17 protein-coding genes are annotated in these 24,932 nt (G+C 41.9%); 1 reads left to right on the forward strand and 16 read right to left on the reverse strand.

What is annotated here, in order from left to right; all coding sequences use genetic code 11:
- Positions 1-170: 170 nt before the first annotated feature.
- The 16 genes from WJP93_RS07180 to WJP93_RS07255 all read right to left on the reverse strand — a co-directional run bounded on the left by WJP93_RS07180 (position 171) and on the right by WJP93_RS07255 (position 23,969).
- Positions 171-1,871 (reverse strand): AAA family ATPase, encoded by a 1,701-nt coding sequence (locus WJP93_RS07180; RefSeq protein ID WP_337547513.1) that lies wholly within the window; start codon positions 1,869-1,871, stop codon positions 171-173.
- 173 nt (positions 1,872-2,044) lie between these two features.
- Positions 2,045-2,695 carry an ATP-binding cassette domain-containing protein gene (locus WJP93_RS07185; protein ID WP_227100991.1) on the reverse strand — a complete coding sequence of 217 codons (651 nt, stop codon included), beginning with the start codon at positions 2,693-2,695 and terminating at the stop codon, positions 2,045-2,047.
- 16 nt (positions 2,696-2,711) lie between these two features.
- Positions 2,712-3,569 carry a hypothetical protein gene (locus WJP93_RS07190; RefSeq protein WP_227100989.1) on the reverse strand — a complete coding sequence of 286 codons (858 nt, stop codon included), beginning with the start codon at positions 3,567-3,569 and terminating at the stop codon, positions 2,712-2,714.
- Entirely contained in the window at positions 3,562-4,329 is a 768-nt protein-coding gene (locus WJP93_RS07195) for a hypothetical protein (protein ID WP_337547514.1), read from the reverse strand. The genes WJP93_RS07190 and WJP93_RS07195 overlap by 8 nt, the downstream gene beginning before the upstream one ends.
- Before the next feature lie 16 nt (positions 4,330-4,345).
- Complete coding sequence (locus WJP93_RS07200) at positions 4,346-5,356, reverse strand: hypothetical protein (RefSeq protein WP_337547515.1); 1,011 nt, start codon at positions 5,354-5,356, stop codon at positions 4,346-4,348.
- A 215-nt stretch (positions 5,357-5,571) separates the two neighbouring features.
- Positions 5,572-7,512 (reverse strand): hypothetical protein, encoded by a 1,941-nt coding sequence (locus tag WJP93_RS07205; protein WP_337547517.1) that lies wholly within the window; start codon positions 7,510-7,512, stop codon positions 5,572-5,574.
- 6 nt (positions 7,513-7,518) lie between these two features.
- The gene (locus tag WJP93_RS07210) at positions 7,519-9,873 is read right to left on the reverse strand and encodes a glycoside hydrolase family 2 TIM barrel-domain containing protein (RefSeq protein ID WP_337547519.1); all 2,355 of its coding nucleotides are present in this window, start codon (positions 9,871-9,873) and stop codon (positions 7,519-7,521) included.
- Between the two features lie 116 nt (positions 9,874-9,989).
- Positions 9,990-11,771, reverse strand: a complete 1,782-nt coding sequence (locus tag WJP93_RS07215) for a beta-galactosidase family protein (protein WP_337547520.1) — start codon at positions 11,769-11,771, stop codon at positions 9,990-9,992.
- Between the two features lie 106 nt (positions 11,772-11,877).
- Entirely contained in the window at positions 11,878-13,563 is a 1,686-nt protein-coding gene (locus WJP93_RS07220; protein ID WP_337547521.1) for a DUF3502 domain-containing protein, read from the reverse strand.
- Positions 13,564-13,659: 96 nt separating this feature from the next.
- Positions 13,660-14,571, reverse strand: a complete 912-nt coding sequence (locus WJP93_RS07225) for a carbohydrate ABC transporter permease (protein WP_337547522.1) — start codon at positions 14,569-14,571, stop codon at positions 13,660-13,662.
- A 14-nt stretch (positions 14,572-14,585) separates the two neighbouring features.
- Positions 14,586-15,545: an ABC transporter permease subunit gene (locus tag WJP93_RS07230; protein ID WP_337547524.1), complete on the reverse strand. Its 960-nt coding sequence runs from the start codon at positions 15,543-15,545 to the stop codon at positions 14,586-14,588.
- Positions 15,546-15,966: 421 nt separating this feature from the next.
- Entirely contained in the window at positions 15,967-17,010 is a 1,044-nt protein-coding gene (locus WJP93_RS07235) for a LacI family DNA-binding transcriptional regulator (RefSeq protein WP_337547526.1), read from the reverse strand.
- 248 nt (positions 17,011-17,258) lie between these two features.
- Entirely contained in the window at positions 17,259-18,011 is a 753-nt protein-coding gene (pflA, locus tag WJP93_RS07240; protein WP_066560689.1) for a pyruvate formate-lyase-activating protein, read from the reverse strand.
- 174 nt (positions 18,012-18,185) lie between these two features.
- Positions 18,186-20,429 (reverse strand): formate C-acetyltransferase, encoded by a 2,244-nt coding sequence (gene pflB / locus WJP93_RS07245; RefSeq protein WP_337547528.1) that lies wholly within the window; start codon positions 20,427-20,429, stop codon positions 18,186-18,188.
- 421 nt (positions 20,430-20,850) lie between these two features.
- On the reverse strand, positions 20,851-22,098 hold the full coding sequence (gene fliB / locus WJP93_RS07250) for a flagellin lysine-N-methylase (protein ID WP_337547530.1): 1,248 nt from the start codon (positions 22,096-22,098) through the stop codon (positions 20,851-20,853).
- Positions 22,099-22,358: 260 nt separating this feature from the next.
- Positions 22,359-23,969: an FGGY-family carbohydrate kinase gene (locus tag WJP93_RS07255; protein ID WP_337547531.1), complete on the reverse strand. Its 1,611-nt coding sequence runs from the start codon at positions 23,967-23,969 to the stop codon at positions 22,359-22,361.
- Positions 23,970-24,217: 248 nt separating this feature from the next.
- Between WJP93_RS07255 and WJP93_RS07260 the strand changes: the two genes are divergently transcribed.
- On the forward strand, positions 24,218-24,865 hold the full coding sequence (locus WJP93_RS07260; protein WP_337547533.1) for a cupin domain-containing protein: 648 nt from the start codon (positions 24,218-24,220) through the stop codon (positions 24,863-24,865).
- Positions 24,866-24,932 lie beyond the last annotated feature (67 nt).

Genomic DNA, 24,932 nt, shown 5'->3' on the forward strand with positions numbered 1-24,932 from the left:
AAAATTCGACATCATTGTCCGATAATTGCAAAAAGTTTCTTGGCTTTCATCCCACTGTTAAAACCGTGGGCTTTCCCACCCGACTTTTGTAAATTTCAGAATTTACTGCCACCTGAAATGCCTGATTTCCAGGATTGACAAACATGCCCATACTTTCTCATTCCTTTCTGTTAATTTGGTTTCACCATAACCCGACATTTTTTATGATAAAATGCAATTCCATATTTCAAGATTTTCCGATAACCTTTGTTACACAGCTCCTGCACATAGTTTTTATCCTCGATTTGCTGTAACGCTCCACGGCAGTCTGTATCAAGGTTCTTTTCATCGCTACTATATTTTAGCTCAATCACAACTCCAATCTCATTCTCTGGTTCTGTTGTCTCTATAAGAATATCGCTAAAGCCATCGCCGGACTCTCGATTGGATAAAATCTCCCAGTCTCGCCTGTATCCTAAAATTCCAATCATCAATCCATGATAGAAATTTTCGTGAAGCGATCTGGCAAAATTATCGCGAATGCTAATCGTTTTTTCCATGTACTCAGTCAGTAGCTGTTCAACAGCCGCTTCATTTGCCGATACGATTGCATTGCAAAAGTCTTCAAGCAACTTGCCGTTTTGGGCAACCTCCTTGCGAAACAAGGTTAACACACGCTCAATGATAATATTGCAAATCTCTCGATTGGGAACTGCAAGGCGGTAATATCCATTTCCGATATAACCGCGCTGCGTCAGATAGCCTGTCATAAAAAGTGTACTCCACAGATTGTCGATACTTGAATACAATTCCTTATACGTTATCATTTCATCTACCTTTTGTGTGATAAACTCGCCGTTTACCAACCGTTCCAACTCACCTTTTGTCAACATTCCGGGATCATTGATACTGTCGATGAAATGATTGATCACATCATTTCCACTTGTATTCATCCAATAATTTTTCGGCTCTGCATTTGGATTGCTGCGATGGTCATCGCAATAATTCACAACATCCCACGGACAATAGACATCCGCATTACCAAAGCGATAGCCATCGTACCATTCCCTTACCTGATTAAAATGACGATCCAATCCATAATATTTTAGCATTGATTTCACTTCTTCATTTGTAAAGCCAAATGTCTCATCAAACTCAACATCGGTAATTGAATACACCTTAAAATTATTTAAGCCCGTGAAAATACTTTCCTTTGCAATACGCAAACACCCCGTCAGCACAGCAAAAGCAAGACTCTCATTCGTCTTTAATACATTTCCAAAAATATTCCGAATCAAAAGAACCATCTCGTCATAAAAGCCATTTTCATATGCCTTTGCTAACGGCACATCGTACTCATCAATCAATATAACCACTTTTCGATTAAAATGTTTTTCAAGAAGCTTTGTCAACCATAACATACTTGAACTCATAATTTTCATATTCATATCATCATCAAGCAGCTTACAAAATCTTTCTTTTTCATAATCGGTCAACCTACCGCTAGTCTGCAAAAATTGAAAGCTCGCTGCACTCTGATTTATAATCTCTACGAGTTGGACAACTGCCTCTTGATAAGATACTGCATCCACACCTTTTAAACTAATTGCAATCACAGGATACTTTCCCATATATCGCTCACACAGCGCCGCATTTTTTGAAATATGAAGCCCTTCAAATAAAGAGGGATCCGTTCCTATTTCAAAAAATCGTTTTAACATACTCATGTTTAATGATTTTCCAAAGCGGCGCGGCCTGGTAAACAAGGTTACTTTGCTTCTCTTTTCAAGAACTTGCTCAATCAATGCCGTTTTATCAACATAATAATAGCATTCCTCTCGAATCTCTTTAAAATCTTCGATTCCAATCGGAAGCATGAATTGATTTTCCATAATCCCTCCTTCTACTTTCTGCTTTCTGCTTTCTGCTTTCTGAAAAGCGATGTCATCTCAAAAGTTCACACTGTTGTTTTTTGTTTGTATACTTATATGTTACCTCAAGTCAAGTAATTATGCAAGCACTTTTTGTAAAAGAAAAAGCGCTGCTCTTTGCAGCGCCCCTTCCATCAAGAAACTCCATCAATTGGCGTAAGTACTCCGGCATCCATCTCATACACCTTATCACACAGACAACGGATATCCTCCATGTTATGGCTCGCAAGAAGAATAGTCGTCCCCTCTGCTTTTAAATTCAGAAAGATCTGGCGCATTTCCTCCACGCCTCTCTTATCCAGTCCATTCATCGGCTCGTCCAAAATAATTAACTTTGGCTTTTCCATAATAGCCTGTGCGATTGCAAGCCTCTGCCTCATTCCAAGTGAAAACTTCGCCACCTTTTTTCTTCCGGTATCTCCTAATCCAACAGTCTCTAATACCTGTTTCACATCTTCCTTTGTGATCCGGTGACGAATCGCCGCCAGATTATACAGATTGTCATATGCATTTAAATATGGAATAAAATCCACATTTTCAATGATCGCGCCAACATCCTGTGGAAAATCCACATCCTTTCCCACACGTTTTTTTCCTACAGTCACCGTACCCTGTGTTGGCTTTAAAAAGCCTAAAATCAGCTTCATCATAACTGTCTTACCAGAACCATTTCGTCCCACAATGCCATGAATCAGCCCTTCTTCAAATTCAATCGAAAGCGGCTTTAACACCTCAACCGACCGGAAGCTTTTTGATACACCATCCAATATAATATAAGGTTCCATATACACACCTCGCTTTTTAGCTATAATCGTATCTGCCTATTTTCAGATTCATGACAGCAAGCGGCACAAGAATCATTCCTGCCAAAAACAGACACGCATAAGAAAACGTTGGATTAACACGATTAAATGCAGTCGTGCTTAAGTTTCCGACACGACTCATGCTGAATGGAGAGATAAACAACAAATATTTACTTGTCACTCCGACTCGCACAACCGTTGCCCAATAGTCCATCGCAATTCCGATTCCACCGATTGCAATACCAGGACCACTCGGCCACAGCATATGAAGCATCATAGTCAGAAAACCAGTTGCCATTCCAATCATCAGGCAAAGAACAATGCATCTGCCAAACAGCTGCAGCGCCGTTGTCTGGCGCATGACCGAAACTGGGAATGAAAAATAATTGGAAATTCCATAACCAAACGGTGCATTGATCATCTTTACAAAAGTTGTCGTCCACGCTGTCTGAAATGTTACCTGCGGCACAATAAGAAGCAGCAGTAATAAAAATATATACGCAAAATATATCACTGTAATTGCGACAATATACACGATCTGTCCCCAGAGCCAACTCCTTCGGGAAGTACGCAACAGATACTGGTAAACACCATCATCACGATATGGAATGTCACATATAATCAGCACAAAACCAATCCATATCGTAAACGACGTGTACATATTGTTGGTCACAACAAGAAACATCTCCATAATACCAATTTTCTGTCCCGACTCCATCAGACCACCACGCACATCACCAAAATAAAGATAGAAAAAGACGGCCAGACAAATACAGATTACAAGTGTTTTTCCCTGAGACAGACAGCGCTGAAAATTTAATTTTACATAGGCGTTCATTCTTCTCATGCTATCCATTGATCCCCCTCCATTTCATCTCTCGGTAATAAAGAAATCCAAGCACTGCGTATGCAGCGAGATTCCGGGTGAGGCAGATTCCCCATCCACCATCAGCTAAAAGTTCTCTTCCGTATGGAATATATGCATATAATCCTACAAAACCTCCAATATACATCCCTATTCTTGTAAGCAAAAATGGCATCGCATAAAATACATAACGATTTGTACAAAACACAGATACACATAATCCAAGCAATACATAAATCCCAATATGAAGTGAATACTGAAATGCCAATACTATGACGGTTGGATAATAGCCAATAGATAATGCCATACGATACCAAAAGCATTCTTTTGATTGAAATAAATTCGTAATTGATTCTACTGTACTTCCATGTCTTACTTCTGGTATAAATATCACACATACAGCAAAAAACAATATTACGCTTATCATATAAAGTATGATTCCACCAAGCACCGCCGACACAATCTTCGCTATGCAATAACGTAATTGACCTGAACGCATCTGTATCAACCAATCATAGTGTCCTTTTCGTTCATCAAAATAGTTGCCTGCTGCCGCGACCGGGAAAATTAATGTTTGTATAAAAATAGTAACACCAAAATTTTCTGTAACCCAAAATAAATTTAAAAACCCTATCTCATATCTTGCTCTTAAGTCAGACTCAACACCTAATATCATAATTCCCATATACACAACTATACAAACAAATGCAGTTGGTTTTTGCAATATACGTTTTAGTTCTCTTCCTATCATAGAGCATCACCATCCTTTACTCCCGATCTGAAATTTTTAAATATTCCGTCTGATAATCCTCATCAAAATCCTCTGCCATTGTAAACGTATAGCAATACGGCATTGTCGCATCAACAAGACCAACAAAATGCCATAATTTATCTACACCATCCTGATCAATTAGCTGTTTCACATACAAACCTACATCATATACATATTCTCTGATATCTGTTCCCATATCTACTGGAATATATTGAACCTCGACCTGCAACGAATCTGCAATCGGATTTGTCGCTAATGGTGGAATTTGTAATCTGTCCCACACTGCATCATATACCGCTTGCATTGCTTCTTCATCAGATATTCGTTGTCTTTGAGATACTTTTTCTCTATTTACCACCTCCGAAACTCTTTGCAAACCTATTAGATATCCATCATCCTCCACCGATACCATTACAAACTGACCAAAATATTCTGTTTCATTTCCTTCTTTTCCAATTGCATATCCTTCGGGGGATAGTTTTATTCCATCCTGCTGAAGATAATATGTATAAGTTGCACGATCACCATTAAGATAATCTACCTGCTTGATATACTCATCCATAATATTAATGTTTAATGTTTGTAATAGTTGCTCCCACTCTTTGAGCATACTCTCCTCATCTGGAACATCATCCTTATATGTAATCGCTATTGATTCATAAACAGTATTGTCCGTCACAACCAAAACCTGCTGTTTTTCTCCATCATATATATATCTTTCACTAGCCAACGTACTTTGCTCTGTAATCAAATCCTCATTCCATTTTCCTTTTCCAAAATATGCATCCAAAACTTCCTCAGGGCTAAATACTCTTATTCGCATCAAAAGTCGGTCTGCACTCATCGGGTCTACTGCTTCCTCTGTCTGTGTTTCTGATTCTTCAGATTCCTGTTCGATTCCCGTTTCCTGTTCTGTTTTGGTTTCCGCTCCATGCGTTGCAAATGAATACAGACTTGTCACGTTCATCATTGCCACTAACATACATACACTGATTCGTTTTCTCATACACGTTTCCTCCATTTTCATATGTTTTATTGTTATGTTGTTACGATTCCACCTGCTTTTGTTTTATTGTATCACATTTTATTATAAAAAGACAATACGTCGAATTTATGACAGTTTTTACATAAATCCAACGTATTTCTTAGTTTTTTATAACGATTCAAATTTATCGTATTTGTTCTTAGTATTTATTCTTGATACTCGGCCTTGATGCAGGCTTATAGCGTCATCTTTTCTCCTAAATATTTCACTGCTTGCTCTTCATAAAATTTTACACTATTTTCTGAATAGAAAAAGCTTGCAAGTTGATATGAGATAAGAAAAAGCTTTCTTCGCCAATTTTGGTATTCTTCTTTTTTATCAACTTCTTCTTTTTCTAATTCATATAAACCCCAACAAATATCATATAGAAAAAAATCAACATCCTCTATGGTATCATTTAATAATGCTTTTATAATTTTCTTATCCTTTTGCATTGATTGTCTATATAATTTATGATCACCCAATAAATTAACCAATCCGGTTGTTATCACAACATAACCTCTATAAGGAATTTGAGTACGTTTCATTTGTAACTCAAAAGACTCATACAACGCTTGATAAATCTGTTTTGCACACTCATACTCACCAGATTTTTCAAGTTTATCTGCAATATTCCCAGCTAGACTCCCCTCCTCTCTCTGGAACACCCACATATTCCATTTTTCCAGCGGAAGTTCTGGCATTGTACAGGACAACGCCTCTTTTAACATTCTCAGATATTCATCTGAGGCCAACTTCTCTCGCTTATACAAAATATTGCTTTCCATAAACAGCACTTCCTGCCGATTTAATGGCACGTTCACATCCAGTTTTTCCTTAAAGCTCTGAAAACTTTCCCATGCGTTATCCCATTCTTCGCGTATAATGAAGTCAACAATTTCCTGTCTCTGGTGCAGCACTTCCAGTGAATCAGTCTCAAGTAACAGCTGCCCTTCTAGTCCCGTCTTATGATAAAACTGCATGAGCATTTCATAATTTCTGCCAGAAGGTCGATGCGTTCCCGCCTCTATTTTTTCTATCTGTCGCGCAGTCAGATGGTCTGGATTCGCAGCCGATACCTTTGCCGCTGACAATCCCATTGCTTTTCTAAGCATTTTAAGTGTCAGTCCAATTTCATGCGTATTGCTGACAATAATGCTCTGCCACATTCTCTTTTTAGGGTGCGAAAACAACCGATATAATTCCTCAAATGTCTTGAGAAATTCTGTTACCTCTGTCTCTTCTTCCTTATATTTCTGATCCTCTTTTCCTTTTACGCTAATGCATTCTAACACATTAAGCAGTTCTTCCAAAACAAAAACAACATAACGCTGTGAGTACTGATGTCTGAGTAGCTCAAGTGCTTCCATTCCATATGAAAACGCTTTTTCTTCATTGCCTGCATACAATTCGAGTTTCATTCCAAGAAGTGCCACCTGTGGATAAATCAATATCTGAACCTTTGGTTCAAACTTTGCCTGTTTTACATAGTCGGCTACCTTCTTGTGCATCTGCATAGCTTCATCTGTCTTACCGATAAGAAGCAGACAATTTGCCAGAAGCAAAATACTTTCCAACTCACAGGGAGCCAGTAAAAACTTTGACAGCTTCTTTTTTTCCCATCCATCGGGTAATGTACATAGTACCGTCTGCCGTGCGCTTTCCACCAGATTTTCTCCCTCTGATTTTTCACGTTCAACGTCAACGCTCTTGCTCTCAAAACTTTTTTTGTACGCCTGCATCATAAGAATGGTCTGCATTTTCTTTAAAAACTGCTCTTCAAATGGCGTTTTTTTTCGATACTTTTTCTGATACACTTCTAGTAATTGCTGTGCTTTCTGCGGCTGCTCAAAAACAACTAGACAGATATCCTCGCGGTCTCTCCATCCGTTCAATTCCCTTGCATCTGCCATTACCTCAAAATATTCAGTCGGCACACCTAGTCTTTGCAGCAGATAGTCACCTATCATTTTCTTCCATGGTGTGTCGCCATTTTCCATTTTCCTAAGCTCAGTTCTGGTGCAGACACCTCTTGATATTTTTTGTTCAGAGATGCCGCGGCGGCATCGCTCCTTATACATGAATTTTCCGCAATATTGGTTGTACCGCCGCAGCCATAGTAATTCCTCTTTGTTCATATATTATTATTCAATCCACACTCTTTTATCTAATGCCGGGCAGCTGATGCATACCTTTACATCTTCCTTTGGCTTTACATAGACAATCAATCTGCCATTGTGTGTCTTTCTGTGTGACTCGCAGTATGGCGTTAGGTCTGCTAAATCACCGTTTTCTAGTCCGAGAAGTGTTCCTCCTATTACCTCTGCCGTGATTTCTAGATCTTCTGCCGCAAGAACACCATTTTCATCGGTAAGTGAAACCTCGATCTGCATCACTTCTTCCTTATTTATAGTTTCTTCTGCATGCCATACATTTGCAGACAGCTCGACTGCTTTTCCTGCTGTCTGAATGCTGCACTCGGCTTCGCCGCACACTGCCTTAAGTACACCTGGCTCATAAGCAAAACGCCATTCGGTGCAGCCTTCTTTTTCAAGATATGTTCCATCGTGCAATGACTTTTCACCATCAATACCAACTATACTAAGGGAAATAGTTTCTTTTTGCACATTTGTGAATACTCGTACAACGACATTTTCTCCGTCTGTATAATTCCAATGTGCATTCCACGGTCTCCACTCATGCTCATCACCATCATCTGGGCGTGTCAGGATACAAGCAAATGGTTCTGTGCTCCAGAATGCCTTTCTTCTATAGAAGCCCGGCTTTTCAAATCCTGCAAGATCCATTAAACCAGCTGATGAACCATGAATCGGCCATCCATGTGCCTCTCCAAGATAATCAATTCCTGTCCACAAAAACTGTCCGCTGATATATGCATTGTCGCGCACCGCACACCACTGCTCGTAGCCGCCGCCGTTTTCGCTGCCTAAAAATGGCTTGTCTGGAAAACGTTTGTGGCTTTCCTCATACAGATGCTCTTTATAATTGTAGCCCACAACATCAAGTGCATCAAAAAATCCAATATGAGATGACAGTTCTGGGAAGGCTGCTGCTAATGTAACTGGTCTTGTGGTATCCTGTGTGCGCACAATCGCTGCCAACTCCTTTGCAATTACGCTAAGTCGCTCAGCATTTGGCTTATCCGGATCATACTGACGCTCCTTTGCCGGCTTGTTGGCATCGTTGTTTCCTGTCATAGTTTCAAATAGTGGATGGCAATATGGGTCATTCGGGTAGTCGATCTCATTTCCAATGCTCCACATAACGATGCTTGGATGGTTGCGGTCACGGCGTACCATATCAGCAAGATCACGCTCATGCCACTCTGGGAAATCTTCTGCGTAGCCCTCATGCTTTGGCGGATATACATTATGACCGGTAGACCACTTATTCTTCGGATTTTCCCACTCATCGAATGCCTCATCCATCATTAAAAGTCCAAGCTCATCACAAAGATCATACAACTCTGGCATATGAGGATTATGACTGCAGCGGATTGCATTGCAGCCGCCTTCCTTCAATTTAAGCAGTCTGCGAAGCCATACCTCACGATACATTGCTGCACCAAGACAGCCGCCATCATGATGAACACATACGCCCTTAAACTTTGTTTCATTTCCATTCAGGAAAAAGCCTTGATCAGCATCAAATGAAAATGTTCTGATACCAACGCGCTCTTTATCTAATACAATCACATTTTCATCTTCTTTTTCAAATGAAATGCAAAGCTCATATAATGATGGTGATTCACAAGACCAAAGCTTTGGTTTTCCAATCATTCCATTTAAATAGAAGGTTTTCTTCTCATGTGCCTCCATTGCAGCAGGTACTCTTGCAAAAACAACTGACTCCTCATCACTTCCACATAGCTTTAGACTAGCAGTCAATGTTCCAATCACGCGCTCATCCAGCTCATTTACAATCTCTGCATCTGCACAAACAGCCGCTGACTGCTCATCTGCTCTTGACACATTAAAAGCAACACCATTCCAGACAGCATGAACCTGCTCCTCCACTACAAGATATGCCTTGCGGTAAATACCAGAGCCTGTAAACCAGCGTGAATCTGCTAAATCGGTATGGCATACACGCACAGTAATCTCATTATCAATCGCACCAAACTGAACAAAGTCAGTAATATCATAGCTGATCTGTGTATAACCATAAGGACGCTTTCCAATGTGATAGCTGTTGCACCATATTCTACTATTTTTATAGATTCCATCAAATACAACTCTTACGCGCTTTCCCTTATATGCTTCTGGAAGTGAAAAACGCACGCGATACCAGCCAATGCCGCCGCTTAAATATCCAGTTCCGCTGGAATTAGTCTGCTCAAACGGCATGTGTACAGACCAGTCATGCGGTAGCGTAACGCTAGTCCACGCACTGTCGTCGTATCCCTTGTACCATGCCTGCGGCATCTCGCCGTAGTGAAATTTCCAATTTTCATTTAAAGCAATATATGTTCTATCCATACTATTTTTCCTCCTAATTTTCAATAAACAGTTCACGTTCGTAACCTCCCCACGTGAACGTCCTCGCTCCAAAAGAAAAAAAGGGCAGACACCTTACAATGTCCGCCCCAGCTTCATCAGCCGATATCCGGCTCATCTTTTAAGGTTATTGTTCCTGGCTGTTTGCCGTCTGTCTCGAACACGACGATTTCATTTCGTCCTTCTTTTAACAGCGGTGCCGGAATATAAAGTCTCTTCTGTGGTCCGATCTCCCAGAATCGTCCCAGATTAAATCCGTTTAAGAAAATGCATCCCTTACCCCATCCTTCGAAATCGAGGAAGGTATCTCCCTTTTGGTCCACGTCAAGCGTAAAGTGATAAAATGCCGGAAGTCCATCTGTATAGCCCTTTGTATAATCGAGCTTTTCGATGTTGTCAAGCGGCAGGCAATACTCTTCCCAGTTTAAGTGAGTGTGACCGTTGATCTGTACGTGTCCGTCGATACCTTTTCTCTGATGCTCCATTCTTGGTCCGAAGTTTACACGTCCCATGTTCTCAACAAGAATATCAAGCGGTGCACCCTTCTTAAAGGTAACTGGCTTTCCATCTTCCTTTGCAAAATCCTCTCCTGCCTTTGCCTCAGAAAGAAGCTGTCTGTCATAAAGTGTTACAAGCGGTTTCTGATCGACAAAGAGATTTGCACGATCATTTGCCTCATACAAACGGATCTTTTCAAGATTCTGCTCTTTCTCAAGCTTTGTATGGTACAAAATATATCCATAATTTTGTCCTAAACGCTCCATAGAAGTCGGGAACTTGCATTTTACAGGTGCTGAAAGATCATCAAGAGACTCAAAGAGTCCAACTCTTGCATCATACTGTAAGGTTCCGTATGCTTTCTTCTCGATCTTTGTGCTGTATGTTACTTCCGGAATCGGTGCATACTTGCGGATAACTTCCTGATAGCGGCGATATTTCTCTGTGATATCACCAGACTCTGTAAGTACGCCATCATAATCATAGGAAGTAACATCTGGTGTCAGCTCATCATAATAATTAGATCCATTCATAAAGCCAAAGTTTGTGCCGCCCTCAAACATGTAAATATTGACATGGCCAAGCTCAAGCATCTTGTCAAGATCCTTTGTGCTCTCCTCTAAATTTCCTCTCATATGGCCGCCATTGCCCCAATGGTCAAACCAGCCAACCCAGAACTCGGTACACATTAAAGGACCGCCATTTGTATACTGCTTCAATACTTCAAAGCGCTCCTCGGTGCGTGAACCAAAGTTTCCAGTCGGAAGAGCACCTTCTAAGTGACCACAGGAAAGAGACTCATGCATAGGTCCATCTGATGTAACAAGAGGTACAACAGTACCAAAATCGATCATGATCTGCTTCATTGTCTCAAGATACTCTGTGTCATCACCATAGTAGCCATACTCATTTTCTACCTGCATCATGATGACTGGTCCGCCGTAGTTTACCTGAAGCGGTGCCAAAACCTTGAACAGTTCTTTATAATAAGAACGAATATGATCTAAGAACGGCTTATAGCAGCCGCGAAGCTTCATGCCATCCTCTGCCAAAAGCCAAGCCGGCAGTCCGCCAAACTCCCATTCTGCACAGATATATGGTGATGGACGAATAATCACCCACAGACCTAACTCCTGTGCTGTTTTTACAAATTTTGCAATGTCGAGCATTCCGTCAAAATGGAACTCACCCTTGTTTGGTTCATGCATGTTCCAAGGAATGTAAGTCTCAACTGTATTGCATCCCATCGCCTTTAATTTTTCCAGACGATCCTTCCAATACTCCGGAACTACACGGAAATAGTGGATTCCACCAGAGATGATCTGAAATGGCTTGCCGTCCAGATAAAAATTGTCTTTGATCTCAAATGTATGTGTCATCATTGCTCCTCTTTCTAAATTATGTTACAAAAAAAAGCAGGATGACCAAAGGTCACCCCGCCCTTTACGCGTTTACTGACCCATTACTGTGGGTAGCTGCTATTTTTTATTATTCTGCGTCACCGTAAACTTCGGTCAGCTGCTTCTGAAGCTCTTCGATAACGATATCCATACCTGCATCCTTCAGAGCCTGCTGATACTCAGCAACGATCTCTTCTGCGGTGCCAGTGTACTTACCATATGCGATCTGCTTCATGTAGTTTGTGTTAACCTCACCGATATTGTTGATGTAGGACTGAATATCATCAACGTTTGCAACAAACTTACCATAAGGATAACCAATTGATGCATCTTCTAATTCTTTATACATAACATCAATCTTGTCCCAATCCTTTGTAGCGTCACGAATCTCTAACAGATCGTTACGTCCCCACCAGAAATTAGTTGTGATGGACTCAGTATCAGAATTATAGGATTCTGGAACAGTACGAAGACCTTCATCGTTTACATCCCACTGAACACCCTTCTGACCATAGTTGATCAGGTCGTAACACTCAGCATCATTTCTCAGTAAATCATAAACCATAAGAGCTCTCTCTGGGTTCTCAGAACCGTAGGAAACTGCCATTGCACCGTGAGTAATATTCACAGAAACAACGTTCTGCTCTTCCTCGCCAAACCAGAAGAATCCAACCTCAGCACCCGGTACGTTCTCTGGAGTCTTACTTACAAGATCAGTCCAAGTCTCGGTATGATGCTGTTCAGCAGCAGTCTTGCCAAGCTTGAAGTCCTCTCTATTATCAGAAGAGGTATTGTTCAGAACGTCTGTCTTCCAAACACCCATCTCATCCCATTCCTTCATCATCTTTGCAAATTCTACAAGAGAATCGGTATCAGTATACAGTGGGCTTACAATTGTATACAGATCATCTTTTGTTCCGCCCCATAAAGCTGCTGATGCAAGACCATCAATTGATACGAAATCGCTATGGGAAGAAACCCAGCCGTTTGCCATTTGTGAGAACTGTGTGCCATCAGAATCCCAAGGAGTTACGATACCAAGCTCATCCTTGTGCTCGCATACATACTTGAAATACGTAGTCATATCTTCCCAACTGTGAACGCCATTCTCAAGACCTGCCAGCTTTGCAAAATCAAGACGATATGCAAAACCATGATTTGTCCACTGTGCGTAGTTATCCTCTGGCATCAGATAAATGTTGTCATTGTACTTACACAGATCCCAGTCTTCCTGCGGAACAGTCTCATAAGTAACTGGTGCGTACTTAGCAAGCATTTCCTCGTCTAACTCAAGGAAAGCACCATTCTTTGCGTTTGGCCATGCATCCAGCCAGTCGGTACCAGTACCAACTAAATCTACAGAACCATCCATACGAGCCAGAGTCAGGTTGTAGTTTGACAGATAATCGGTCCAACCAATGTAGTAAATCTGCAGCTCTGCGTTAACCTTCTCTGTCAGGATTGCATTCAGCTCATCTAACATTTTCTGTGTTGCATCGTTTGTCGGTGCATCACCAGTAGTCATGTAATTGATAACTACATGCTCAGATGTATCAACATCTGCCCACTTCTCTGCCCAGACATCATCATAATTCGGAACCTCGCCCGTAGTTGCCTCTGCTGCTGCGCTGCTGGACTCTTCCTCTGCTTCTGCGCTTGTAACCTCTTCTGCTGCTGCGCTGCTGGACTCTTCCTCTGCGAATGCCGGCATTGATGCGAACATTGTTCCTACCATAGATGCTGCCAATGCGGATGCAAGAAACTTCTTCTTCATATTAAAATCCTCCTTCTTTGTGCGAGTCTTCTCCTCGCTTACTTTCTTTGTTAAGTATCTATTAATGCAGACTATCCTGCTATTAATCAAAAATCATTAGCCCTTTACGGCTCCGACGGTGATACCGCCGATAAAGTAACGCTGTACAAATGGATAAAGCAGAATAACTGGTCCAGTTGCCAAGATTGCATTTGCCATCTTAAGTCCATTTGACGGAAGATCGGACAAGTCAACATACTGACCTGCTACTGTACTCTTTAAGCTGTTTACCTTATTTACGACCTTGTACAGAGTATACTGCAATGGATAAACACTCATCTTCTCACTTAAAAACAGTGATGACTGATACCACTCATTCCAATAACCAATTGCAAGGAACAAACCGATTGTTGCAAGTGCCGGCTTTAACATTGGAAGAATCAATGCTGTGAAAATCTTCATATCACCAGCTCCATCAATCTTACCAGACTCGGTGATCTCATGAGGAATAGACTTTACAAAGTTCTTCATCAAAATGATCAGCCAAGATGACATTAAAAGCGGAAGCCATACTGCTAAGTAGTTATCCTGCAGCTTGTAGGTCTGTGTCATTAACAGGTAGTACGGAGCCAGACCTGCTGAGAACAGTGTGGTAAAATAGATGTAGAATGAGATTGCATTGCGGAATGGGAAATCCTTTCTCTGCAAAGCATATCCAGTCATGGAAATGATGCCCAGACCAACGAGCGTACCAGTTAAGGTCATCGTAATAGTCAGTCCATAAGACTTCCAGATTGCACCACCCTGAAGTACCATCTCATAAGCTTTTGTGGTAAACTGCTTCGGAAACAGCTGCGCTCCTTCTGTACGGATCACTTCCTCCGATGTAAATGATGTTCCGATGATGATCAAAAATGGAAGTACACAAGCGAGTGCATAAAACGTAACTACTACATATCCTATTGTACGGATTATAATATCGGAGCGATCCAGCTTGATTTTCGTACCTTTTACTGTCGATTTTGCCATTTCTTTCTCCCTCCTTAGAATAATGCGTACTCAGGATCGATCTTCTTAACAGCAAAGTTGCTTGCCATAACGATACAGAATCCGATGATAGACTGATACAGGCCGACTGCAGATGCCGTTGAAAAGTTGAAATCCGTCATTGTGCTTCGATATACATAAGTCTCAATAATATCAGTAGTGTCATACAACAATGGGTTCGTGCCGACGATGTTGTAGAACAGACCGAAGTTTCCTTTTACGATACCGCCAAGTGCGAACAAAAGTAAGATAACGATTGTGCTTCGAAGACTTGGCAGAACAATGTAGCGAATCTTCTGGAAACAGTTTGCACCGTCCACTCTTGCTGCCTCAATGATAGAAGTATCAATACCACAGATAGATGCGAAATAAACAACTGAGTTATAACCAGTTACCTGCCACAGATATACGACAATTAAGATTGGTGGCCATACACTCTTATCGGAATACGGCTGCCATTTTTCCATACCCAGCTTTACTAAAATACCATTGATAAATCCGGTATCGTAGTTTAACAGGTTGAATACAAGGAAACCAACAAGAACCTGTGAGATGAAGTATGGAAGGAACATCAATGTCTGTGAAACCTTCTTAAAATACTTATTGTGGATCTCGTTTAACAAAACTGCCATTAACATCGCAATGATGTTTCCTAAGAAGATGAAAGCCAAGTTGTAAAGAATCGTGTTCTTTGTCAGGTCGAGGAGCTTTCCAGACTGCATTAGAAACTCAAAGTTTTGCAGACCCACAAACTTGCTTCCGAAAATACCGTCTCTGTAATTGTACTTAACGAATGCCACATAGATACCTGGGAGCGGCATGTAGTTAAATGCAAAGAAGAATACGATTGCCGGTACACACATCAGTGTCAGTACACGATACTTTTTAAGGTTATAGAAAAAGCCATGCTTTCTCTTGTACTGATACTGGGGTAAAGTTGATGTTGTCTTTCCCATGTTACCCTCCTTAATAATAATAAAGAATAAAATTTGAATTTCAGCCACTGCTGCGCTCGCGGTTATAAAGTTATTTTGACGCATTTATGAAACCGCTTTCATCTTTCTCATAAAAAAATAAATCTATGTCACATTATGTATATTTTCTATCAGAAAGGTGAGATTTCATTCGTGCATTTCAACCATCCTTGCTGAAACCCTCTTCATAGCTTTATTATATATTTTTTATCTGATATGTCAACATATTTTTGCGCATTCTAACATCTTTGTAATAACTCACTAATATGCAAGCCTTTTTATTGTGCATATTTTACAATTAAAATAGGAGTGAACATATGTCACTCCTTGATTTCTTGTTATACTAGCCTATTTTGCCTATTTTCTGTCTTCCTTTGGCCTTATGAAACCACTTTCATATTCCTCAAAGATTTTCTTCAGGCACATGTGTGCAGGAATCTCTTACGCTAATACCAACCGGAACCATATAGTCCTCAGGGCATGTCTCGTTCTCTGATGCACGGATTGCTGCCTCTACAAGATGCTTTGCAAACTCTGTATAGTTGGCTCCTACTGATGTCAATGCCGGTGTCAATGCACCTGACAGGTACGTATTATCAAATGCTACTACTGAGATATCCTGCGGAACACGAAGTCCTTCATCGTGAATTGCCCTAAGTACACCTGCTGCCGTAAAATCGTTGATTGCCACTATTGCTGTTGGTCGATCTGGATTTTTTAAAAGCTCTTTCGTACAGTTGTAACCGCTATCATTAGAATAATCAATGGAATCAAATACGTAATCTTCACGATATACAATTCCTCTTTGCCTAAGCATTGTGCGATATCGCATACGCTTTTCCAGTGTAGACCTCGCATCCTTTCGTCCTCCAATTGTTGCAATCTTTTCATGGCCAAGACTAAATAAATAGTCCATCGCCAGATCCATGCTGCCGCCCTCATCAAGATGTATCTTACAATTTCTCACACCTACAGGACGATTTGTTGCTATAATTGGTGTGCTTTCCAAGATATGATTAAGCTGTTCTACATATTCTTCATCTACCGCAATTCTGTCTATTACACCGCCAACTACGATAATTGCATCCACCTGCTGCTCATACAACTTCATTAACTGCTTTTTTTCAAGCTCTGGATCACCCAACGACGTAAGCATCAACAGCAGATAGCCTGCTTTATCTGCTGCTTTTTCACATTCTGTCGCTACCGCTGAATAGAATGGGCTATAAATATCAGCAATCATTAGACCAATCGACCTTGTTTTTGAGTTACTAAGACCTTGTGCCAGCGCATTTGGTGTGTATCCATATTTTTGTATCACGCTTTGTACTTTTTCACGCTTTTCTTTACTGACTCTGGCGTTATTGGTCAGCACGCGCGAAACTGTTGCCGGAGATACACCAGCCTCTTTTGCGATTGTATAAATATTCGCACGCTCTTTTGCCATAAATGTACCATGCCTTTCTGTCACCCGCTGTACAATTTTTATTCAAGTTGTCCTTTGCAAGCGGTTTCAAACCTCTTTTCTTTAACTATACATGATATTTTTTTCTTTGGCAATGGGAAATTTTCCTATTTTCAAGGAAATTTGTACTCTAACAGTTCACGCGGTGTAATATTTTCGTCGTCGGACCAAATAATAGCAAAAACCACTGGAGATCATTCCCCAATGGTTTTTATACAAATTTATGGCTTTTATGCGTTCTTGTAGCGATTGTACTCGTCTACGCAAAGAATCTTTCTTGCCAGTTCGACTTCTTCCTTGGTTGGAGTCGGTACACCTTCAAGACCATACTTGATTCCAAGCTCTTTCCATTTGAATACTCCGAGTGTATGGTATGGAAGTACGTCGATACGATATACATTATTTAAGGTGCTGATGAACTCATGAAGCTTTGTCAGTGACTCTTCGTCGCTGTTGATGCCTGGTACAAGCACGTGACGGATCCAGATTGGCTTATTGATATCGGAAAGATATCTTGCCATATCAAGGATATTCTCGTTTGTCTTGCCAGTCAACGCCTTGTGCTTTTCTGGATCAATATGCTTTAAATCAAAGAGAAGCACGTCGGTATTTGTCATCAGTTGCTCTAACTGTCCGAAGAATGGCTCTTCTCTCGTAAATGGCTCTCCTGCGGTGTCGATACATGTATTGATCTTTAACTTCTTTGCCTTTGCAAAAAGATCGTTCATGAACTCCATCTGTAAAAGTGGCTCTCCTCCACTTACAGTGATACCGCCCTTGTCGCCCCAATAATTTCTATAACGAACTGCCTTTTCTAAAATTTCGTCAGCTGTTAAAAGCTGTACGTCTTTCTTTGCCCATGTATCTGGATTGTGGCAATATTTACAGCGCAAATTGCAGCCATTTAAAAATACGAGATAACGAACTCCTGGTCCGTCTGCAGAACCAAAAGATTCCAAAGAATGAACAATGCCTTGAATCATAATTTTTTTCCTTTCTTGTTTTGTGAACTTCATGTCTTCACGTTTACTATTATTTTGTAGTAAAACAGGCGGGAGTGCCAAAGCACCCTCCGCCTGTATTAGTTTTATAAATTTACAGCAAATCTATTCTGATTTGTTCAGATCGAAATCAATCGAGTCTGTCACTACTCCTAATTACAGGAAGGAATGGCAAGTTCTCTTGATAACGTCGTCCTGCTGCTCCTTGGTCAGATCGATGAACTTAACTGCATAACCAGATACACGGATTGTGAAGTTAGCATACTCTGGCTTCTCCGGATGTGCCTGGCAATCCAGAAGCTTCTCAACACCAAATACGTTTACGTTCAGGTGATGAGCACCATTTGCAAAGTAGCCATCCATAGCCTGTACAAGGTTGTTTACGCGCTCTTCGTCAGTGTTTCCAAGTGCACTCGGGTTGATGGTCTGGGTATTGGAAATACCATCCAGAGCCCACTCGTATGGCAGCTTAGCAACAGAGTTCAGAGATGCAAGCAGACCGTTCTTCTCAGCGCCGTAAGACGGGTTAGCACCTGGAGACAGTGGCTCACCAGCTGGACGACCATCCGGAAGAGCACCAGTAGCCTTACCATAAACTACGTTAGAAGTAATGGTCAGGATAGAGGTTGTCGGCTCAGAGTTACGATAGGTGTGACGCTTCTTGATCTTGGTCAGGAACTGTCTTAACAGCTCTACAGCGATGTCATCTGCACGATCATCATCGTTACCGTAGCGTGGGAAGTCTCCCTCGATCTCATAATCAACAACCAGACCGTCCTCATCACGTACAGTCTTAACCTTTGCGTACTTAATAGCACTTAAGGAGTCAACTGTGTGAGAGAATCCTGCGATACCAGTAGCGAATGTACGACGTACATCAGTATCGATCAGAGCCATCTCAGCTGCCTCATAGTAGTACTTGTCATGCATATACTGGATCAGGTTCAGAGTATTTACATACATTCCTGCCAGCCAATCCATCATAACGTCATACTTCTTAACAACTTCATCATAATCCAGATACTCGGAAGTGATCGGCTTGTATGCCGGACCTACCTGAACCTTTGTCTTCTCATCAACACCACCGTTGATAGCGTAAAGCAGACACTTAGCCAGGTTTGCACGAGCGCCGAAGAACTGCATTTCCTTACCGGTCTGTGTAGCGGATACACAGCAGCAGATGGAGTAGTCATCGCCCCATACAACACGCATAACATCATCATTCTCATACTGGATAGAAGATGTCTTAATGGAAACCTCTGCAGCATACTTACGGAAGTACTCTGGCAGGTTCTTGGAATACAGAACAGTCATGTTCGGTTCCGGAGCCGGTCCCATAGTCTCCAGTGTGTGCAGGATACGATAGTCGTTCTTAGTAACCATGGAACGTCCGTCTACGCCAAGACCAGCGATAGCCAGAGTAGCCCATACCGGGTCACCAGAGAACAGCTCGTTGTAAGACTGAATACGAGCGAACTTAACCATACGCAGCTTCATTACGAAGTGGTCAATGATCTCCTGAGCCTGAGTCTCGTTGATAACGCCATTATCAAGGTCTCTCTGCATATAAATATCAATGAAAGTGGATACACGTCCGATGGACATTGCAGCACCGTTCTGAGTCTTGATAGCTGCTAAGTATCCGAAGTACAGCCACTGAACTGCTTCCTGAGCGGTCTTAGCCGGCTCGGAAATATCGAAGCCATAGCTTGCAGCCATAACCTTCATATCCTTCAGTGCTCTGATCTGATCAGCCAGCTCTTCTCTCTGACGGATTACATCATCAGTCATAGTACCATCGCCGCAGTTAGCCAGATCCTTCTGCTTCTCAGCAACAAGGAAGTCAATTCCGTACAGAGCGATACGACGATAGTCGCCTACGATACGGCCACGGCCGTAGGTATCCGGCAGACCAGTAATGATCTTGTTCTTACGTGCAGCACGAATCTCTGGTGTATATGCATCAAATACGCCCTGATTGTGGGTCTTGTGATATACAGTGAAGATCTTGTGCAGCTCTGGGCTTGGAGTATATCCGTACATCTCGCAGGACTCCTCTGCCATTCTGATACCGCCGTAAGGCATGAATGCTCTCTTTAAAGGCTTATCAGTCTGAAGACCTACAACCTTCTCAAGATCCTTATCCAGGTATCCCGGGCCATGAGATGTGATGCTGGAAACGATATCGGTATCCATATCCAGTACGCCGCCCTTTGCTCTAGCCTGCTTATTTAACTCCTGCAGCTCTCCCCAAAGCTTATCTGTAGCCTCAGTAGCATCTGCAAGGAAGGATGCATCTCCATCATATGGAGTATAGTTGTTCTGAATGAAATCGCGGGTGTTAACTTCCTCTTTCCAGAGTCTGCCCTTAAAACCAGCCCATGCTTCAAACTGTTTCATGATAAAAAAACCTCCTTTAATATTGTTGCTGTTCACGGGACACCCATTCACAAAACCGCACGTTCCGTGCGTCGCTGCTACGCAGCTTTGTTTTGTTCATTAACGGGCGTCCACTTCGTCCTGCTGATCTGTCAAATCTTCATGCAAGCATGAGATTTATCCAGATCTAGCATGACACGTGAACTGTAACTTAAAATTGCTGACACCCCCGGTCAGGGGCCCTATCATGTGCCGCATCACCCGAAACCGAATTAATGTTTTTTATTTCTTCGATTCCCGGCGATGCTGCACATCCACCTGTCGCCGTTTGTGTCTTAACCTTTGGTCTGACATTATAATAGCATATCCCCTAAAATCTTACAAGCGGACAAATGCGTTTCTTTGCACTTTTTTCAATACATCGGGGGTGCAGCCCGGTAGGTTATGAATGCGGCGAAGCGAAGTGTTTGTCGGCAAAAAGATGGCATAGATTGAAAATACTATTAAGTAAATCCTCATATTGCTCGGTACAGCACTTTTCGAAGCGTTCCATATTTTCTGGGCAGTATTCGATTTCTTTTGAGAAACGCCGTACTAATTCAATGCGGTCTTGCTGTGTGTAAGCGGTGTTTTTCTGGAAACACTGTAAATCCATAAGAAATAGTAGGCAAATGGAGGCAGCCGCAAACAGAATTTTTGCTTCAATCTGACCATCAAATAAAATCTCTGGATAATAGCGATAGACTAAGTACACTGCAATATGTTCATACTCGTATAAGCGATTCTCGCCCTTCATGAATTGAATGAACTCTGCTGCTTTATCAACATCTATTAAACTATCAATGTTTTGTTCAAGCTCTTTCATCATGGACGGCCATGTTTCGTCAAGTGACTCCATTCCGCCAAAAAAGCGAATCAAGAATAATGCACTGCTTTTTAATGTATTCGCACTTGGCTTTGCATTATAGTCTAATTTCGGAATAGATTCTGGATCGTCCCACTCCAAGATTGGAACTGTCAGAAGCAACATTTCATCTGCGTATGGCAGCTGCAAAAGCAGTCTCTTTAGGCGTGCGCCGATATTTTTTTTACGGTTTTGTAGAATTGAGAAGATTGCTTTTCGTTCTTCAAGCATCTGCTCACATTCTTCGGATTCATCGTCTAATAGGTCAGAAGCATCTGTATATTCATCCTCATCACTGTAGTCTTGTTCTTCATCTGCAGTTGGACAGACGTCCTCTGTGTCATTCCACATTTCTTCAACTAATTCTTCATCCTGCGTAACTTCTTCCACAAATGTAAGCGGCTTACTGTTAGAAAATAAAAGTCTCTCTGCCTCTTCACAGCATAGTCCCAGACCTACTTCCGTGTAATCGCCAAACCAATTATAAAACCTTGGATGCTCACGGCAGATATCGCAAAGTCTGTCTTCTCCCAGATTGATAAAAATATCGCATAAATTTTCTTTATTTAAAAATGGACAGCGATTGTTTTTTAATTTAAAGAAATATTCTCCCGGTTCGCTGCCAATCTCGCGGCGCAAGCGATCTCCAAATGCACCTTTTTCTGCAAGATACCCTTGCGCTGTTGTCTCATCAACTTCGATTTCCCATCCGGCACAGCAGGTATCTGTACAGGCCGAACCAATACACTTAAATTGATCAAAAAATGATGGTTTGTGGTATTTCATAATTTTCCCTTTCTTAAAAATGGTCCATACCTGTCAATCAGATACAGACCATTTCACTATATTATGCAACAGCACTCTTGGTTTGCCATCGTAACGTAGTGGCACCCCGAGGCGAATGTGCTTTACGAGACGGGACGTTGTAGCGGGCCCGTTGTCAAAATACACTTACGTTGAAAACGTGTAGTGGGGACCCGCGGAGTTGGGCCCGTCGACAAAGTCACTTCGCCGAGTGGGGCACTCGTAAATCTTCCGGGCTACATTTACAGCGGCAAACTCTCTACAGCTGCGCGCTCTACCGGCAGACACTCCTTATATCTCTGAATGAACGCATCAAATCCAGCTACATCTTCTGCATTTGGCTCCATGCGAACACCAGTCTCACCGTGGAATACTTCTTCTGAAAGGAACGCATCTAATGGCTGGTTTTCTTTCTTATTAAGCATATAGGAAGCAAGCAGTGCAATTCCCCATGCACCACCTTCTCCTGCTGTCTCCATCAATGATACAGGTGCATTGATTGCTGCTGCCATTATACGCTGTCCAACACCCTTTGTCTTGAACAGACCGCCATGACCGTAGATATTGTCAAGCTTTACGCCCTCTTCCTTAAACAGAATATCAAGACCTACCTTTAATGCGCCAAGAGAGGTGTACAGATGAGTTCTCATGAAGTTTGCAAGTGTAAACTTGCTGTCTGGTGTACGCACAAACAGCGGACGGCCCTCTTCAAAGCCTGTGATGCTTTCTCCTGAGAAATAGTTATATGCCATCAGACCGCCGCAGTCAACATCGCCCTCAAGTGCCTTATTATACAGTACTGAGAAGAGCTGATTCATATCAACCGGAACACCAAGCGCCTGCTGAAACTCCTTAAAGATTCCTACCCATGCATTCAGGTCAGAGGTACAGTTATTGCAGTGAGCCATTGCTACCGGAAGACCATCTGGTGTTGTTACCATATCGATTTCCTCGTGAACCTTCTTTAATGTCTCGTTCTCGTCCATGACAACCATTGCAAATACAGATGTTCCTGCTGATACATTTCCTGTATGTACAGTTACACTATTTGTTGCTACCATACCAGTTCCGGCATCACCTTCCGGCGGACACATTGGAATACCAGCTTCAAGCTCGCCGCTTGGATCTAAGAGCTTTGCGCCCTCTTGTGTCAAATTACCGGCTGGCTCTCCTGCTACAAGTACCTGCGGTAAAATGTCACGCAGCTTCCAGGAATATCCCTTCGGTGCAATGAGCTTATCAAAGGTTTCAACCATGTTCTGATCGTAATCCTTTGTCTTGCTGTCAATAGGGAACATACCAGATGCCTCTCCGACGCCAAGCACTCTCTTTCCAGTTAACTTCCAGTGAACATAACCTGCCAGTGTGGACAAATAGTCAATGCGTGGAAGATGCTCCTCACCATTTAAAATTGCCTGATACAGATGAGCAATGCTCCAACGCTGCGGAATATTAAATGAAAATGCAGCTGTCAGCTCCTTTGCTGCCTGCTCAGTAATTGTATTTCTCCAGGTACGGAACGGAACCATCAGTGTTCCTTCCTTATCAAATACCATGTAGCCGTGCATCATTGCTGAAAATCCTATTGCACCAATTTTTTTCAGGCTGGCACCGCACTGTGACTTAACGTCTGCTGCCAGCTTTGCATATGCATCCTGCAATCCACTCCAGATATCCTCAAGAGTATACGTCCAGATTCCGTTCTCCAGACGATTTTCCCAGTCATGTGCTCCCTGTGCGATTGGAGTATTCTCCTCATTTGTCAGCACTGCCTTGATTCTTGTTGAGCCAAACTCAATACCAAGAATGGTCTTTCCAGCCTCTACGGCCTCTCTCATTTTTACTGAATCCATAATAGACCTCATTTCTGCGTTTAGTACGCTTTTCAGAAAGTACAGCTTTCTGTTTTTTCAAGTTTTTTACTGCTTGTCTAGTATACCATACCGCTGACAGAAATACAACTTTGACTTTTACTTATGATTTGACATAATATCGCTTACTGAGTAAAACACTTGCAACCTACCATACTTATAGAGTACAATAGTGAATAGTGTAAATTTATGATTATGTTAAATAGCGGCTAGAAGGGAGATTTGTTTTTATGGCTGGCGTATTTACAGTGGAACAACTGCGTCCGATCAAGGACGGAATGACCATCTCTCGCGATGCTAAGATGGGACAGACAACTGCGGTTACATTCTTTTCTCTTGGCAAGGATACGTCCATCAGTCAGGAGCGCTATGATGTAACTTCCATTTACATTGGTGCAAAAGGAACTGCTGATTTTCTTATTGGAGATCAGGCAAAAAAGGAGCCGGTATCAGACGGTGACTGTCTTATCGTTCCGGGCGGCACCCTCTGCGGTGTTGAAACTGCTACCGGAACCGTTTATACAGAAATTATTATGAAAAAGGAGACAAACATGAACAGTATTGTAAAATCTGGAGAAGTAATGAAGCTGAAGGACTTAATCTCTTATGAGGAGGGAAGTATTGCAAATCTTGACGTTGTAAGCAACAGCACCATGAAGTTTGTGCTGATGGCATTCGATGAGGGAACTGGTCTGACACCACATCGTGCACCAGGCAACGCAATCATCTTCGCACTCGAAGGAAAGGCCACTATCGGTTACGAGGGCAAGGATTACACTCTGTCCGCAGGTGAGAATTTCCGTTTTGATAAGAATGGTCTGCACAGCGTTACCGCTCAGGGCAAGTTTAAGATGGCTCTGCTGCTCGTTCTTGAGTAATCACATTTAAATACAGCTTAAAAAACCTCCCAGAAGGAATTTTCTTCCGAGAGGTTTTTTGCTGTTG

The organism is Anthropogastromicrobium sp., assembly GCF_037349415.1.
GTDB classification, from domain to species: domain Bacteria; phylum Bacillota; class Clostridia; order Lachnospirales; family Lachnospiraceae; genus Anthropogastromicrobium; species Anthropogastromicrobium aceti.